This window comes from Actinacidiphila sp. bgisy144 (assembly GCF_057708105.1).
Window position 1 is genome coordinate 1 of the sequence record NZ_JBYIRM010000042.1, and the last position, 16,301, is coordinate 16,301.

The 16,301-nt window shown below is 74.8% G+C and carries 12 protein-coding genes and 1 pseudogene; all 13 read left to right on the forward strand.

Features of this window, described 5'->3' with window-relative positions:
* Positions 1-121: 121 nt before the first annotated feature.
* The 13 genes and pseudogenes from AC3EVP_RS32845 (at position 122) to AC3EVP_RS32905 (ending at position 16,241) form a co-directional block, all read left to right on the forward strand.
* Positions 122-778, forward strand: a complete 657-nt coding sequence (locus AC3EVP_RS32845) for a ribonuclease FAU-1 family protein (protein WP_435136328.1) — start codon at positions 122-124, stop codon at positions 776-778.
* A 131-nt stretch (positions 779-909) separates the two neighbouring features.
* Positions 910-1,692 (forward strand): polyprenyl diphosphate synthase, encoded by a 783-nt coding sequence (gene uppS / locus AC3EVP_RS32850; RefSeq protein WP_435136331.1) that lies wholly within the window; start codon positions 910-912, stop codon positions 1,690-1,692.
* A gap of 257 nt (positions 1,693-1,949) precedes the next feature.
* Complete coding sequence (locus AC3EVP_RS32855; protein WP_435136334.1) at positions 1,950-2,750, forward strand: septum formation family protein; 801 nt, start codon at positions 1,950-1,952, stop codon at positions 2,748-2,750.
* A gap of 117 nt (positions 2,751-2,867) precedes the next feature.
* A complete protein-coding gene (locus AC3EVP_RS32860; protein WP_435136337.1) occupies positions 2,868-4,109 on the forward strand; it encodes an ROK family transcriptional regulator in 1,242 nt (413 codons plus the stop codon).
* A gap of 21 nt (positions 4,110-4,130) precedes the next feature.
* Positions 4,131-4,270 (forward strand): annotated as a pseudogene (locus AC3EVP_RS32865) (carbohydrate ABC transporter permease); the annotation flags it as partial.
* Positions 4,267-5,544, forward strand: a complete 1,278-nt coding sequence (locus AC3EVP_RS32870; protein ID WP_435136340.1) for a family 4 glycosyl hydrolase — start codon at positions 4,267-4,269, stop codon at positions 5,542-5,544. The pseudogene AC3EVP_RS32865 and the gene AC3EVP_RS32870, both read left to right, overlap by 4 nt.
* Positions 5,535-6,548, forward strand: a complete 1,014-nt coding sequence (locus AC3EVP_RS32875; RefSeq protein WP_335977993.1) for an N-acetylglucosamine kinase — start codon at positions 5,535-5,537, stop codon at positions 6,546-6,548. Before AC3EVP_RS32870 ends, AC3EVP_RS32875 begins: the two co-directional genes overlap by 10 nt.
* Positions 6,549-6,677: 129 nt before the next feature.
* Complete coding sequence (locus AC3EVP_RS32880) at positions 6,678-8,150, forward strand: hypothetical protein (RefSeq protein ID WP_435136343.1); 1,473 nt, start codon at positions 6,678-6,680, stop codon at positions 8,148-8,150.
* A gap of 71 nt (positions 8,151-8,221) precedes the next feature.
* The gene (locus AC3EVP_RS32885) at positions 8,222-9,217 is read left to right on the forward strand and encodes a glutamate ABC transporter substrate-binding protein (RefSeq protein ID WP_435136346.1); all 996 of its coding nucleotides are present in this window, start codon (positions 8,222-8,224) and stop codon (positions 9,215-9,217) included.
* Between the two features lie 94 nt (positions 9,218-9,311).
* Positions 9,312-10,601, forward strand: a complete 1,290-nt coding sequence (locus tag AC3EVP_RS32890; protein ID WP_435136349.1) for a hypothetical protein — start codon at positions 9,312-9,314, stop codon at positions 10,599-10,601.
* A gap of 261 nt (positions 10,602-10,862) precedes the next feature.
* Positions 10,863-13,484 carry a serine/threonine-protein kinase gene (locus AC3EVP_RS32895; RefSeq protein WP_435136453.1) on the forward strand — a complete coding sequence of 874 codons (2,622 nt, stop codon included), beginning with the start codon at positions 10,863-10,865 and terminating at the stop codon, positions 13,482-13,484.
* Between the two features lie 4 nt (positions 13,485-13,488).
* Positions 13,489-14,838: a protein phosphatase 2C domain-containing protein gene (locus AC3EVP_RS32900; protein ID WP_435136352.1), complete on the forward strand. Its 1,350-nt coding sequence runs from the start codon at positions 13,489-13,491 to the stop codon at positions 14,836-14,838.
* A 77-nt stretch (positions 14,839-14,915) separates the two neighbouring features.
* Entirely contained in the window at positions 14,916-16,241 is a 1,326-nt protein-coding gene (locus tag AC3EVP_RS32905; RefSeq protein WP_335977984.1) for a vWA domain-containing protein, read from the forward strand.
* Positions 16,242-16,301: the final 60 nt, after the last annotated feature.

The following is a 16,301-nucleotide window of genomic DNA, read 5'->3' on the forward strand; positions in this document are numbered from 1 at the left end:
CGCCCCCCCCCCCCCCCCCCCCCCCCCCCCCCCCGCGGCCACCCGCGCCGGTCGCGTGCCTCCGCCCGCCGGGGTGGCCGCCGCAGGCGCCGGGCAGGAATCCGGCCGAGGAGGTGGCGACATGGCACCGTTCGCCCCGGGAACGACGGTCGTCCGCAGGGACGTCTTCCGAGGCAGGGTCTGGAGCGCCCAGGCGCTCCGCGTGGTGAACGACGACCCCGAAGCGCTGGTCGCGGCCTGCCGCCCCGGCGCCCAGTCCCTGGCCCCGGCGGCCTGGATCGCGACGCAGGTGTCCGGGCAGCGGGTCGGGCGGATGCGGGCGCTGGACGACCTCGCCTCGGGCGACTGGCGGCTGGGCCGCTGGACCTGGCAGGACACCGTCCTGCTGCTCTGGAACCCCCCGGCGACGTACTTCAGCGTCAACGCCTTCTACACGCCCGACGGCGACCACCGCCTCGACCACTGGTACGTCAACTTCCAGCGGCCGCTGCGCCGCACCGGCCTCGGCTTCGACACCTTCGACCTCCTCCTCGACCTCGTCGTCAGCCCCGACCTCTCCCGGTGGACCTGGAAGGACGAGGACGAGTACGCCCAGGGGCGCCGGCTCGGCGTCGTCGACGACACCGACCACGCCGCCGTCGAGGCCGCCCGCGACCAGGTGCTGGCCATGATCAAGAGCGCCGACGGGCCCTTCGCCCCCGCCGCGGGCTGGCACCGGTGGACCTCCTCCGCCAGCTGGCCGACGGCGCTCCTCCCCGCCGCCTCCGCGATCCCCTGACGCCGCGGGGGGCGCGGGCGCGGCCGCGGTTCCGGCCGGACCGGGGGACGTAACAGGTCGGGCGTGGCATCGTTTCGTGTTGTAGCGGGTCCGACGAAGGGGTCCGCGGCCTGTCCCGGAAGGAGCGCGGCATGCGCATGGCCGGTCCGCTGTATGCCCTGTACACGCGGCGGTTGCGCCGCAAGGTCGCCGCGTCCGGGCCGCTGCCGCGGCACATCGGGCTGATCATGGACGGCAACCGGCGCTGGGCCCGGCAGATGGGCCTGGCCAGCCCGAGCCAGGGGCACCGGGCGGGCGGCGAGCACGTGGAGGAGGTGCTCGGCTGGTGCGACCGGCTGGGCGTGACCCACGTGACGGTGTTCGTGTGCTCCACGGAGAACCTGGCCCGCCGCGACAGCGCCGAAGTGGCGTTCCTGATGGGCCTGATCGAGGACCTGGTCGGCCGGCGCCTGGCCGGGGCCGGCGCCCGCCGCCAACTGCACGTCGCGGGAACGCTGGACGCGCTGCCCGACCGTACCGCCCGCGTGCTGAAGGAGGCGGTGGCCGCGACGAGCGGCTGCGCGACCGGTGCGCACGTCACCCTCGCCATCGGCTACGGCGGCCGCCAGGAAGTGGTCGACGCGCTGCGCGAACTGCTCTACGAGCAGGCCGAGTCGGGCCGCACCCTGGGCGAACTCGCCGACGAGATCGACCTCGACGACGTGGCCCGGCACCTGTACACCGCCGGGCAGCCCGACCCCGACCTGGTCATCCGCACCAGCGGCGAGCAGCGGATGTCCAACTTCCTGCTGTGGCAGAGCGCCCACGCCGAGCTGTACTTCTGCGAGGCCTACTGGCCCGCCTTCCGCGAACTGGACTTCCTCCGCGCCGTCCGCAGCTACGCCGACCGCCGCAGCTCCTCCCCCACCCCGTAAGCCCCCGCCCGGTTTGGGCCCGGTGCTCCCGCCGCACCTCTTCCGCCCGGACAACGCCCGGGACACGGCCGCTTCCCCGTTGGTACGGTCGTCACTCCCGCCGTGCGGCACGGCCGCGGGAGCGCGAGGATCTGGGGGGATCTGTGAGCAGCCGGTCGATCGTCCGACGCGTGTCCACGGCCACGGCGGCGGCCCTTCTCGTGCCGTTGGCGCTGGCGTCGTGCCAGGGCTCCGCGCCCTCGAACCACCGGGGTCACGTGACTGCGCGCCCCACGCCGTCGGCGGACCCGCACACCGCCGACCCCGACCCGCGGCATCTGGCGCTGGGCGACTGCTTCACCGCGGACCGCACGCTCACCCTCATCGGTGCGACGATGCCCCTCGCGCCCGTGCACATCGTGCCGTGCACGAGCCGGCACGACGCCGAGGTGTACGGCCGGTTCACCTTCTACCAGGGCCGCCTGCCCTACCCCTCCTCGGAGGACCTGACGGACACCGCCGAGGGCGACTGCGAGAACCTCGTGACGCCCTACGACATGGACAGCTGGACCCTCTCCCCGACGGAGGTCCTGGCCCGCTCCCTCCTGCCGACGCGGGCGGAGTGGGCCGCGGGCGACCAGGACATCATCTGCTACTGGACGCACCGCGACGGCACGAGCGACGTCTCGCTGCGCCGCGACCGGACCACGCTCGACCCCGACCAGTACGCCTACCTCGACGCCACCGACCGGCCGGAGACCGCCCTCGCGCAGGACCCGGCGTCGCAGGGCGAGAACGACCTGTCCTCCTACCAGTTGTGGGCGGGCGGCATGGCCGACTCGCTCACCATCGAGGCGCAGTTGCTGCGCCGGCGCACCTGGCCCGCACGCGCAAGGGGCCCGCTCGACGCGCTGCTGCGCCGCGTCGACCTGCTCGCCGGGCGGTGGCGCGACGCTTCGGAGGACAGCACCCGCGCATCGATCAGGCGCGACACCCGTGCCCTCCGGAGCGAGGACTCGGTGCAGCAGGAGCGCGCCGTCCGCCAGGCGCTCGGCCTCACCGCCACCCGCGCGCGCTGACACCGCTTCATCACGGGTTGGGCGGGGGCGGGGCCGCGGGGGGCTTGACGCTTGGCTGGGGGCGGGCCTATTTTGACATGCAGATAGGAAAGTTTACTAACAGTGAATTGGGGGAGGATGGCGCGCATGGCTGGCACTCCCGGAACGCCGCGCGTCCTGCGCGCCATGAACGACCGCGCCGCGCTCGACCTCCTGCTGGAGCACGGCACGCTCTCGCGTACCCGCATCGGCAAGCTCACCGGCCTGTCGAAGCCCACCGCGTCGCAGTTGCTCGCGCGGCTGGAGGCGGCCGGGCTGGTGCTGGCCACCGGCACCACCGCGGGCCGCCCGGGGCCCAACGCCCAGTTGTACTCGGTGAACCCGGCGGCCGCCTACGTCGCCGGGCTCGACGTGAAGACCGAGCGGATCAGGGCCGCGGTCGCCGACATCACCGGCCGCACGGTCGGCGACTTCCGGCTGCCCACGCCGACCCACCCGGCCGGCAGCGCCGTGCCGCAGGTGGTGCAGGCGCTGGAGGGCGCGCTGAAGGCCGCCGGGCTCGGCCGCGCCGACCTGCACCGGGTGGTGATCGGCACCCCCGGCGCGTTCGACCCGAGCACCGGGCGGCTGCGCTACGCCAGCCACCTGCCCGGCTGGCACTCCCCCAGCCTGCTCGACGAGCTGGCCGCGGCGCTGCCGATCCCGCTGGAGTACGACAACGACGTGAACCTCGCCGCGATCGCCGAGCAGCGCCTCGGCGCGGCCCGCGGCCACGGGGACTTCGCGCTGCTGTGGAACGAGGAGGGCATCGGCGCGGCCTTCGTCCTCGGCGGGCGGCTGCACCGCGGCTGGACCGGCGGCGCCGGCGAGGTCGGCTTCCTGCCGGTGCCCGGCACCCCCCTGGTCCGCAACGTCGCCAAGGCCAACAACGGCGGCTTCCAGGAGCTGGCCGGGTGCAACGCGGTCCTGCGCATCGCCCGCGAACTCGGGATCGACGTGCCGGACGGCAGCCTGGAGGACGCCGCGGCCGAACTGCTGCGCCGGGCCGCGGACTTCCACCAGGAGGCGGCCGGCGCGGACGGCGGCGGCGAACCCGCGGGCCCGTACGCGGAGTTGCTGGCCCGCTGCGCCACCGGGCACGCCATCGGCCTCGCCTCGATCGTCGCGGTGCTCGACCCTGAACTGATCGTGCTGGCCGGCGACGTCACGGTCTCCGGCGGCGAGCCGCTGCGCGCCTTGATCCAGTCCGAGCTGGCCGAACTGGCCGTACCCCGGCCTCGGTTGGTGCTCGGCACCGTCGCGCTGCACCCCGTGCTGAGCGGCGCCCTGGAGAGCGCGCTCGCCACCACCCGCGACGAGGTGTTCGACACCTCCCGCTGACCCCGCACCCGCGACCGCACCCGTGGCGGCCACCACACCCACGGGAATCCGACCCGGCGGCCGCCGTTCTCGTGACGGCCCCGGTGGTCGTGGTCCTCTTCCTCGCATTCGCACAGAAAGCCTTCATCGAAGGTGTGACGCTGACAGGAGTCAAAGGTTGAAACTCGCAGTCGTGGGCGGCGGTTCCACCTACACGCCCGAACTGGTCGACGGGTTCGCGCGGTTGCGGGAGACGCTGCCGGTGGAGGAGCTGGTGCTGATCGACCCGGCCGCCGAAAGGCTGGAGCTGGTCGGCGGGCTGGCCCGGCGGATCTTCGCGAAGCAGGGGCACCCCGGGCGGATCGTCACCACCGACGACGTCGCCGCGGGCGTGGCCGGCGCCGACGCGGTCCTGCTCCAACTGCGCGTCGGCGGACAGGCCGCGCGCAACCAGGACGAGACCTGGCCGCTGGAGTGCGGCTGCGTCGGCCAGGAGACCACCGGCGCGGGCGGGCTCGCCAAGGCGATGCGCACCGTGCCGGTGGTGCTCGACATCGCCGAGCAGGTGCGCAGGACCGCCCCGGACGCCTGGATCATCGACTTCACCAACCCGGTCGGCATCGTCACCCGGGCGCTGCTCCAGGCCGGGCACAAGGCGGTCGGCCTATGCAACGTGGCCATCGGCTTCCAGCGGAAGTTCGCCCGGCTGCTGGACGTCACCCCCGAGCAGGTGCACCTCGACCACGTGGGCCTGAACCACCTCACCTGGGAGCGCGGGGTGCGGCTGGGCGGACCGGACGGCGCGGACGTGCTGCCGCGGCTGCTCGCCGAGCACGGCGACGCCATCGCCGAGGACCTGCACATGCCGCGCACCCTGGTGGACCGGCTCGGCGTCGTGCCGTCGTACTACCTGCGCTACTACTACGCGCACGACGCGGTGGTGCGCGAGCTGGGCACCAAGCCGTCGCGGGCCGCCGAAGTCGCCGCGATGGAGAAGCAGTTGCTGGCGATGTACGGCGACCCGGCGCTGGACGAGAAGCCGGAGTTGCTGTCCAAGCGGGGCGGCGCCTTCTACTCCGAGGCGGCCGTCGCGCTCGCCGCCTCGCTGCTGCGCCCGCCGTCGCCGTCGTGGACCGGCGACGTGCAGGTGGTCAACACCTACAACAACGGCACGCTGCCCTTCCTGCCGGACGACGCCGTCGTCGAGGTGCCCGCGCGGGTGGACGGCACCGGCGCCACCCCGCTGCCGGTGCCGCCGCTGGAGCCGCTCTTCGCCGGCCTGGTCGCGAGCGTCACCGCGTACGAGGACCTGGCGCTGGACGCGGCGCTGCGCGGCGGCCGGGACCGGGTCTTCGCCGCGCTGCTGGCCCACCCGCTGATCGGCCAGTACGCGTACGCCGACGGCCTGACCGACCGGCTGATCGCGCACAACCGGGAGCACTTCGCGTGGGCGTGACATCCGAGCCGCTCGTCCCCGGCGGCGTCCTCGCCGTCGACGCGGGCAACAGCAAGACCGACGTGGCGCTGGTCGCCGCCGACGGACGGGTGCTGGGCGGCGCCCGCGCCGGCGGCTTCCAGCCGCCGGTCACCGGGGTCGACCGGGCCGTGGCGGTCGTCGCCGACGCGGTGGAGCGCGCGGCCGCGGCCGCCGGGCTGCCCGCGGCGGGCGACCGCGGCGGCCGGCCACTGGCCGAGCACACCTCGGCGTGCCTGGCCAACGCCGATCTGCCGGTCGAGGAGCGGCAGTTGCGGCAGGCGCTGCACGCGCGCGGCTGGGCGCGCGAGACCCACGTCGCCAACGACACGTTCGCGGTCCTGCGGGCGGGCGTGGCGCAGCCGCGCGGCGTCGCCGTGGTGTGCGGCGCCGGGATCAACTGCGTCGGGCTGCTGCCGGACGGGCGCACCGCGCGCTTCCCCGCGATCGGGAAGATCTCCGGTGACTGGGGCGGCGGTTCGGGCCTGGCCGAGGAGGCGCTGTACCTCGCCGCGCGCGCCGAGGACGGCCGGGGCGGCCCGACCGCGCTGGCCGCGGCGCTGCCCGCGCACTTCGGGCTGCGCACCATGTACGAGCTGATCGAGGCGCTGCACCTGGCGCACATCCCGTACGAGCGGCGGTACGAGCTGACGCCGGTGCTCTTCGCGACCGCCGACGCGGGCGACCCGGTGGCCCGGTCCGTCGTCGACCGGCAGGCCGAGGAGGTGGTCGCGCTCGCCACGGTCGCGCTGCGGCGGCTGGAACTCCTCGACGACGAGGTGGACGTGGTGCTCGGCGGCGGAGTGCTGGCGGCGGGCAACGCTCGGCTGCTGGACGGCGTCACCGCCGGGCTCGCCGCGGCCGCGCCCAAGGCCCGCGCGCACGTGGTCACCGCGCCCCCGGTGCTCGGGGCGGCACTGCTCGGGCTGGACCGCACCGCGGCCCCGCCCGACGCGCACACCGCGCTGCGCGCGCACTACCGCTAGAGCGGGGACCGGGGGCCGGGCCCGGGGCACAGGGTGGCCAGGAACCGCGCGGCGGCCCCAGGCGTGTGCAGAGGTAGCAGACGGCAGCCATACTGCTGCTGCACACCGAACGCTCTGTGGGGAGGGTGCGTGACGCAGACGCCAACCGGCAACACCACGGGCACGGCACAGGTGCCGGCGCCGGTACCGGGCCAGGCGCGGGGCCACCAGGGCGCCCCCGCCCACCCGTTGCCGCCGGCTGCGCACGCCCCGCGCCGCGCCGCCTGGCGGGAGTCCCTCACCCGGGTGCGCGCGGCGGCCACCACGGAGCCGGGCCGGCTGCGGGTGGTCGGCGCGGTACTGGCCGTCGTCGTGGTCGCCTTCGGCGCCGTCACCGCGTGGCAGGTCGCCGAACGGCAGTCCGCGGCGGGCAACGTGATCGACCACAGCGGCCCGCTCAGCGCCAACGCCGCCGAGATCTACCGGTCCCTCGCCGACGCGGACGCCACCGTCGCGGGCGGTTTCCTCGTCGGCGGCGAGGAGCCGAAAGCGGTCTCCGACCGCTACCAGCGGGACATCACCACCGCCGCCGAACTCATCGCCGACGCCGCCGCGAACAGCGCCGGGTCCAAGGAGGCGCGCACCCAGATCGCCGCCCTCAACAGCCAACTCCCGCACTACACCGAGCTGGTGGCGACCGCGCAGGCCGACAACCGGCAGGGCCTGCCGCTCGGCGGCGCCTACCTGCGCTACGCCGACCAGCAGATGCGCAAGCAGGGCGGCCTGCTGGACGCGGCCGACAAGCTCTACCAGGCGGAGAACGGCCGGCTCGGCGCCGACTACGCCGACGCGAAGGCCCTGCCGTACGCGTCGTGGGCGCTGGGGGTGATCGCGCTGGGCACGCTGGTGTGGGCGCAGCGGCGGCACTACCGCCGCACCAACCGGGTGTTCAACCAGGGCATGCTGACCGCGACGGCGGCGACGTCGGTGGTGCTGCTGTGGCTGGTCGCCGCGCACACCGTGGCCCGTACCGACCTCGCGGACTCCTACCACCACGGCGCGCAGTCGATGCAGGTGCTCAACAACGCCAGGACCGACGTGCTCCAGGCCCGCGGCGACGAGAACCTGACGCTGGTCGCGCGCGGTTCGGGCGACGCGTACGAGGAGAGCTTCAGCAAGGAGATGGACGCGCTGGCCGGGCCGGCCGCCGGCGACCGGGCGGGCCGGGGCAGCGAGTTGGCGCAGGCACTGGCGCTGGCCGACAAGGAGGCCGGGCGCGCCCCGGTACGCTCCGCGATCGCGAACGTGGCCGAGTGGCGGCAGCGCCACACCGACGAGCGGTCGGCCGACGACAGCGGTGACTACACCACCGCGGTTGCCGAGGTGATCGGCGGGAAGAAGAGCAGCGGCGCCACCGTCACCGAGACCACCGCGCAGACCTTCGACGCGGTCGACACCAGCCTGGGCAAGGCCGTCGCGCAGGAGCAGCAGGAGTTCCACCAGGCCGCGACGGACGGGCGCGGCGCGCTCGCCCTGCTGCCGGTCGGCGCCGGGGTGCTCGCACTGCTCGCCGCGGGCGCGGCGGTCATCGGCGTCGGGCGGCGCCTGTCGGAGTACCGGTGAGCGCCATGCGCACGGACACACGTACCCCGGGGCGGGGCCGGTCCGGCCGGGCCGGGAGCAGGGAGGTCGCGATGAGCCGTACAGCACGCGGATGGGGCGGGGTCGCGGCGATGGCGGCGGCGTGCGCGCTGACCGTCACGGCGGCGCTGGGCCCGCTGGGCGTGGGGCCGCTCGGCGGCGGTTCGGCCGCCGGGGACACCCCGGGGGTCGCCACGGGCCGGACCGTGCACGTCCAGGACGCCGCCGCCACCGACGCCGGCAGCTGCACCACGCCCGAGGCGAGCCTGTCGCCGTCGTCCGGCAGCACCGACGGCGCCGCCGTGGAGCGGATCAGGAAGCGCGGCCGGCTCATCGTCGGCGTGGACCAGAACAGCTACCTGTGGGGCTTCCGCGACCCGGAGACCGGCGCCATCACGGGCTTCGACATCGACATCGTCAAGGCCATCGCCCAGAACATCCTGGGCAGTTCGGCGAAGGTGCAGTACCTGACCGTGCCGACCGACAAGCGGGTGCCGGACATACAGGACCACAAGGTCGACATGGTGGTGCGCACCATGTCGATCACCTGCGACCGGCTGAAGCAGGTCGCGTTCTCCATCGCCTACTTCGAGGCGGGACAGCAGCTGCTGGTGCCCAAGGACTCCGCGATCACCGGCTTCGACGACAGCCTGGCCGGCAAGCGGGTGTGCACCGCCAGCGGCTCGACCGGGTACGCGAAACTCCAGCAGGGCGCCCACGGCGCGCGCGTCACCACCGTCGACAACCAGCTCGACTGCCTGGTGCTGCTCCAACTCGGCCAGGTCGACGCGGTGTTCACCGACAACGCGCTCGCCGCCGGACAGGCCGCGCAGGACCCGACGGTGCACCTCGTCGGCCAACCGGTCACCAAGGAGCCGTACGGTGTGGCCATGAACCTGGACGACCAGGACCTGGTGCGCCGGGTCAACCAGGTGCTGGCGGCCTATGAGGCGGGCGGCGCGGACAGCGCCTGGATGCACGCGTACGAGACCTGGCTCGCCAAGGACCTGCCGGGGGTCACCGGACCGCCGGCGCCGACGTACAAGTAGCGGCAGGAAGCGCCCGGTAGGACATATCAGCAGGACGTACCCGTAGGACGTACCAGTAAGGCCGACCGGCGGACGGGAAGAGAAAGAGGGTGTGATGGCGGTCGCGGGAGCCTCCGGCCCGGTCATGGGCCGGGAGGATGTCGATCTTGCGCTGGAACGGCTCGGCGCCGAGCACGAAGCCGTCGAGACCTCCCTACTCGCCCTCCAGGACCACTCCGGGCGCAGACTGCTCGAAGGCGCCGAGCTGACCGGCGTCACCAAGGAGCGGTGGGAGCGCACCGACACGGCGATCACCGCGCTGTGGGCGCACTTCGACGCGTACACCGCCGCGCTGGACACCGCCCGCGAGCTGCGGGCCCGCCGCCGCTGGCCGACCCAGACCGAACTGGCCAGGCTCACCGAGCTGTTGCGCGGCGACGGCATCACCGTGGTCGGCGCGGCCGTGCCGGACCACGAGCGCTCGCTGACCGGACCGGCCCGCGCCACCGAGCAGTTGAGCCTGGACGAGCTGGTCCGCCGGATGAACACCTGGTACGACCAGGCCATGGAGACCGTGGCCGCCGCGGACGCGGTGTGGTCCGCGCTGCCGGCCAGGATCGACCTGCTGGCCGCCGAGACGCAGCGGGTGCGCTCACTGGCCCACTCGGTGGGCGTCCGCCCGGGCGAGCACCCCGCCGGGGACGAACTGGAGTCGCTGGTAGCGGAGTTGAAGGAGCTGCGGGCCCGTACGGTGGCCGACCCGCTGGCCTTCTGGAACCCGCGGCCGGCCCCCGGCCGCCCCGACACTTCGGGCTACGACGACGCGGGGCGGCGGCTGGAGGAGATCCGGCGCGAGGTCGAGGCGGTGCTGCACGTGCGCGACGACGCCGAGCACCGGCTCGGGCGGCTGCGGGACGTGATGTCACGGGCCGACCGCACCCTCACCGAGGCGCGCGGCGCCCGGGTGGAGGTGCTCTCGAAGATCCTCGCCTCCGACGTGCCCGCGGTCAGCGGCCCGGCCGCCGCACTGCACGAACGGCTCGCCGCGGCCGAGGAGTTCGCCCGCACCGCGCAGTGGCACCGGCTCTCCCCGCTGCTCGACAGCCTGGAGGGCCACGCGGACGAGGAACTGCTGCGCGCCCGCGAGTCGTTGACCGCGGTCACCGCCCCGCTGGCGGTCCGGGCGGAACTGCGCGGCCGCCTGGACGCCTACCGGGCGAAGGTGGCCCGGCTCGGCATGGCCGAGGACCCGGTGCTGATCGAACGGTACGACCAGGCACGGCGGTTGCTGTGGACCGCGCCCTGCGACCTGGGCGCGGCCGAACGGGCGGTGCGCCGCTACCAGCAGGCCGTCAGCGACCTGGGCGGCACCCCGCGCACCCCCACCGACCGGAGCCCGGCATGAAGGCGCCCGCGGGGACGGCACCGGGGACGGCCTCGGGTGCGGCATCGGGGACTGCCTCGGACACGTCTACGAATGCGGGCTCGCGTGCGATCGCGGGCCGGCGCGCGAGAATCGGCAGCGTCACCACGACCGGCGTACCGGTCGGCATCATGAGCGGCAGTGCGGCAGCGGCAGTCAGGGACCGGGACAGAAACAGGGAAGGCTGAGGGGGAGACCGTGAGCGAGTGCCAGCGACCCGGCTGCGGCGGGACCTTGGAGGACATGGGCGGCGGCGACCTGTACTGCGACACCTGCGGGCTGGCTCCGGCCGCGGCCGCGCCACCGGCCGCCCCGGTGGGCAGCGCGGGTGCGGGCGCGGGATCGGGTGCGGCGGGCGGCTCAGGCTCCGGTGCAGGCTTCGGTGCGGGCTCGGGCGGCTCCGGCGGCTCGGGCGGCACCTCCGTCCCCGGCACGTCCTCCGCACCCTCCGCACCCTCCTCCCGCTCCTCGCGCTCCTCCCAGGCCTCCCGCCGGTCGGTCTCCGGGCGGCTCTCCCAGTCCCTCGCCGGCAGCTCCACCGGCCGCTCGGTGTCCGTGCGCAGCACCCGCGGCAGCGGCTCCGGCCCCACCCGCGGCAAGCTGGGCGCCGGCCTGGTCCCGGTACCCACGGTGCCGCGGGCCGACCCGGCCGCCGCCGTGCTGGCCAACCCCGAGGTGCCCGAGCGCAAGCGCTTCTGCAGCAAGGGCGAGTGCGGGGCGCCGGTGGGCCGCAGCCGCGAGGGGCGGCCCGGCCGTACCGAGGGCTACTGCACCAAGTGCGGGCACCCGTACTCCTTCACGCCCAAGCTGCGCCCGGGCGACGTGGTGCGCGGCCAGTACGACGTGGCGGGCTGCATCGCGCACGGCGGCCTCGGCTGGATCTACCTCGCCCGGGACCGCGCGGTCGCCAACCGCTGGGTCGTGCTCAAGGGCCTGCTCGACACCGGCGACGAGGACGCGCTGGCCGCCGCGGTCTCCGAGCGGCGCTTCCTCGCCGAGATCGAGCACCCCAACATCGTGCGGATCTACAACTTCGTCGAGCACCTCGACCAGCGCACCGGCACCCTCGACGGCTACATCGTCATGGCGTACGTCGGCGGCAAGTCGCTCAAGCAGATCGCCAACGAGCGCCGCACCCCCGACGGCAGGCGCGAACCGCTGCCGGTCGCCCAGGCGATCGCGTTCGCCATCGAGGCGCTGGACGCGCTCGGCCACCTGCACAGCCGCAACCTGCTGTACTGCGACTTCAAGGTGGACAACGCGATCCAGACCGAGGACCGGCTCGAACTGATCGACATGGGCGCGGTGCGCCGCATGGACGACACCGAGTCGGCGATCTACGGCACGGTCGGCTACCAGGCGCCGGAGATCGCGGAGGTCGGCCCGTCCGTCGCCTCCGACCTGTACACCGTCGCCCGCACCCTGGCCGTGCTGACCTTCGACTTCCAGGGCTACAGCAACATCTTCGTCGACAGCCTGCCCGACCCCGACAAGATCGAGGTCTTCCAGCGCTACGAGTCGTTCTACCGGCTGCTGGTGCGCGCCACCGACCCGGACCCGCACAAGCGGTTCTCCTCGGCCGAGGAGATGTCCGACCAGCTGCTGGGGGTGCTGCGCGAGGTCGTCGCCCTGGAGTCGGGCACCCCGCGCCCGGCGCTGTCCACCCTGTTCGGGCCGGAACTGCGGGTGGTGGACACGGAGTTGGTGCGGCCGCTGACCGGTGACACCTCGCGGCTGGGCGCGTCGCGGCCGCCGGACGCGCCACGCCGGCCCCGCGCGGACCGGGGCAGGCGGGCGATCCCGGCGCAGGCCGGACCCGCGGGCGCCCCGGCCGTACCCGGTGCGGCGGGCGGCGGCCCCCTTCCCGTCCCCGGCGCCGTGCCCGGCGCCGTCCCCGTCCCCGTCCCCGTCCCCGGGCGGCCGATCGTCTCCCGGCTCGACGCGGCCGCGGCCGTCCTGGCGCTGCCCGTCCCGCACGTCGACACCGCCGACCCCAACGCCGGCTTCCTGGCCGGCATAGCGGCCGCGGCACCCGGCGAGGCGGTGGCCGCGCTCCGGTCCGCGCCGGTCGACTCCGTGGAGAAGCGGCTGCGCGCGGTGCGGGCCCACCTGGAGCTGGACGACCTGCCGGGCGCCCGCGAAGTGCTGCGCGGCCTCGACGAGTCCGAGGACAGCGCCGACTGGCGGGTGGTCTGGCACCGCGGGCTGGTCGCGCTGTGCACCGCCGACCACGCCACCGCGGCGCTCAGCTTCGACGCGGTCTACGACGCGTTCCCCGGCGAGCCCGCGCCGAAGCTGGCGCTGGGCATCTGCGCGGAGGTACTCGGGCAGCTCGACAACGCCGCCGAGTACTACCGCCTGGTGTGGACCACCGACCACAGCTATGTCAGCGCGGCCTTCGGGCTGGCCCGGGTGCTGCTGAAGTCCGGCGACCGGGCCGGGGCGGTGCGCGCGCTGGAGTCGGTGCCCGAGTCGTCCATCCACTACACCGCCGCCCGGGTGGCCGCCGTCCGGGCCCGGCTGCGCGACCGGGGCCCGCAGGAACCGCTGCTGCCGGACCTGTACTCCGCGGCCCACCAGGTCGAGGCCCTCCAGCGGCAGGGCCTGGACCACGACCGCCGCGAACAGCTCGCCACCGAGGTGTACGGCAGCGCGCTGGACTGGCAGCTGGCCGGCCGGGCCGGCGCGGGGGGTGCGGAGGGCGCGCCCGCGGTGCCGCTGCTCGGCGTCGCGCTGGACGAGCGCGGACTGCGGTTCGGCCTGGAGCGGTCCTACCGGGTGCTCGCCCGGCTGGCCGGCCAGACCGGTACGAGGATCGAACTGGTGGAGCGGGCCAACCGCTTCCGCCCCAGGACCTGGGTGTGAACCGATGCCACCACTGCCCGAGTCGGCGCACAAGGCGCCCGCGGCCCGCCCGGCGATCTGCCCGGGCTGCTCCGAACCGCACGACCCCGGGGACCGGTTCTGCGGTGCCTGCGGCCGCGATCTGAGCGCGCCGCCGCCGGTCGCGCCAGTCTCCCCGGAGGCCGCCGGGGAGCCGGCGGACGGGGCGGACGGCGAGGGCGGTTCGGACGGCGCGGGCAGCTCGCACGACGCGGGCGGTTCGGGCGGCGGCGACACCACCAGCTCCTTCGTGCTCGCTCCCCCGCGGGGTGCCGCCTCCCCGCCGCCCTCCTCCGACGCCACACTCCCGCTCGGCTTCTCCGCCCACGGCGCCGACAGCACCGGTGCTACGGGCAGCCGGGGTACGGGCAACGGCGGTACGGGCAAGGACAGCACGGGCAGCGGCCACCCGGAGGCACCGTACGGCCCGGTCTGCGTGGCCTGCGGCGTCGGCGGCGTGGACGACGACGGCTACTGCGAGCACTGCGGGCACGCCCAGCCCCGCCAGCGCGACCACCAGGAACGGGAGTTGGCGGGCGTCGCCGCGGTCAGCGACCGCGGGCTGCGCCACCACCGCAACGAGGACGCCTTCGCCCTGGCCACCGCCGCCCTGCCGGGGGGCGCCGCCGCCGTCGCGGCCGTGGTGTGCGACGGCGTGTCCACCGCGTACCGCCCCGACGACGCCTCCGCCGCCGCGGCCACCGCGGGCAGCGACGCCCTGGTCGCCGCCCTGGAACGCGGCACCGCGCCCGACGACGCGATGCGCGAGGCGCTGCTGACCGCCTTCGACGCGGTCGGCGCGCTCGCCGCGGAGGAGCCCAAGGAGCCGATCCACCGCAACTCCCCGGCGTGCACCTACGTCAGCGCGGTCGTCACCGGCCAGGTCTTCACCGTCGGCTGGATCGGCGACAGCCGCGCGTACTGGGTGCCCGACGACCGCGAGCGGCCCGCCGCCCGCCTCACCGAGGACGACTCATGGGCAGCGCGGATGGTCGAGGCCGGGCTGATGTCGGAGGCCGAGGCGTACGCCGACGCGCGCGCCCACGCGATCACCGGCTGGCTCGGCGCGGACGCCGCGGAGGTCGACCCGCACGTGGCCGCCTTCCAGCCGGAGTGCCCGGGCGTGGTCGTGGTGTGCACCGACGGGCTGTGGAACTACGCCGAGTCGGCCGCGGAGATGGCCGAGGCGGTACCGGCCGACGCCCGCACCAGGCCGCTGGCGAGCGCGCGTTCGCTGCTCGGCATGGCGCTGGACGGGGGCGGCCACGACAACGTAACGGTCGCGGTGCTGCCGTTCCCGGCAGCGGCCGCAGGGGCAGGATCACCCTCCGCGTAGCCGGTCCGGGCGCGGCGCGCAGGCGCACCGCGCACGGCGGGGGCGGACGAGCACAGCGTGAAGGAGTACAGGAAGCGATGCCCAGTCTTTCGAAGTCGAACGTGCCGCAGTTCTCCGTGGACGTCTACCAGAACGCGTACCTGCCCGAGGGCGGCCGCGAGGTCAACGCGATCGTCACGGTGACCTCGACCGGCGGCGGCACGTCCGGCGGCCTGCCGCTGCCGGGCGGCGCGCCGTCGGCCGGCGTGGTCATCATGGTCGACTGCTCCGGCTCGATGGAGTACCCGCCGACGAAGATGCGCAACGCCCGGGACGCGACCGCGGCCGCCATCGACACGCTGCGCGACGGGGTGTCGTTCGCGGTGGTGGCCGGCACCCACCAGGCCCGCGAGGTCTACCCGGCCGACGGCGGCCTGGCGGTGGCCGACGCGCACACCCGCGCGCAGGCCAAGCAGGCGCTGCGCAAGCTCACCTCGGGCGGCGGCACCGCGATCGGCACCTGGCTGCGGCTGGCCGACCGGCTGCTGTCCGGCTCCGACGTCGCGATACGGCACGGCATCCTGCTCACCGACGGCCGCAACGAGCACGAGAAGCCGGAGGACCTGCGCGGCGCACTGGACCACTGCGCCGGCCGCTTCACCTGCGACGCGCGCGGGGTCGGCACGGACTGGGAGGTCAAGGAGGTCACCGGGATCGCCTCGGCGCTGCTCGGCTCGGTGGACATCGTCGCCGACCCGGCCGGTCTGGCCGCGGACTTCCAGGCGATGATGGAGAACGCGATGGGCAAGGAGGTCGCCGACGTGAGCCTGCGGGTGTGGACCCCGCAGAACGCCGAGATCGCCTTCGTCAAGCAGGTCGCGCCCACCGTGGAGGACCTGACCGGGCGGCGGACGCAGGCCGGCCCACGGATCGGGGACTACCCGACCGGGTCATGGGGCGACGAGTCGCGCGACTACCACGTCTGTGTGAAGGTGCCGCCGGTCGTCGTCGGCCAGGAGATGCTCGCCGCGCGGGTGTCACTGGTGCTCCCGGAGCCCGACGGCAGCACGCAGGTGCTGGCGCAGGGCCTGGTGCGGGCGCTGGGCACCGACGACATGGCGGCCTCCACCCGGATCAGCCCGCAGGTCGCCCACTACACCGGGCAGGCGGAGCTGGCGCAGGTGATCCAGCAGGGCCTGGAGGCCCGCAAGTCCGGGGACATGGACTCCGCCACGGCCAAGCTGGGCCGCGCGGTGCAGCTCGCCAACGCCTCCGGCAACGAGGACACCGCCAAGCTGCTGGCCAAGGTGGTGGACGTGGTCGACGCCGCGAACGGTACTGTGCGGTTGAAGCCCAAGGTCGCCGACGCGGACGAGATGACCCTGGAAACGCGGTCGACGAAGACCGTACGCGTGAAGAAGTAGCCATCGGGTACAACGTGCTCGCGCACAACCTTTGGAGCCGCCCGAATCCGGCGGAGGGGG

Bases quoted from the DNA above. Each gene is read 5' to 3' on its own strand.
- AC3EVP_RS32895 (WP_435136453.1), top strand. From the start codon at position 10,863: ATGGGCGGCGGCGACCTGTACTGCGACACCTGCGGGCTGGCTCCGGCC.
- AC3EVP_RS32890 (WP_435136349.1), top strand. From the start codon at position 9,312: ATGGCGGTCGCGGGAGCCTCCGGCCCGGTCATGGGCCGGGAGGATGTC.
- AC3EVP_RS32905 (WP_335977984.1), top strand. From the start codon at position 14,916: ATGCCCAGTCTTTCGAAGTCGAACGTGCCGCAGTTCTCCGTGGACGTC.
- uppS (WP_435136331.1), top strand. From the start codon at position 910: ATGCGCATGGCCGGTCCGCTGTATGCCCTGTACACGCGGCGGTTGCGC.
- AC3EVP_RS32845 (WP_435136328.1), top strand. From the start codon at position 122: ATGGCACCGTTCGCCCCGGGAACGACGGTCGTCCGCAGGGACGTCTTC.
- AC3EVP_RS32860 (WP_435136337.1), top strand. From the start codon at position 2,868: ATGGCGCGCATGGCTGGCACTCCCGGAACGCCGCGCGTCCTGCGCGCC.
- AC3EVP_RS32900 (WP_435136352.1), top strand. From the start codon at position 13,489: ATGCCACCACTGCCCGAGTCGGCGCACAAGGCGCCCGCGGCCCGCCCG.
- AC3EVP_RS32885 (WP_435136346.1), top strand. From the start codon at position 8,222: ATGAGCCGTACAGCACGCGGATGGGGCGGGGTCGCGGCGATGGCGGCG.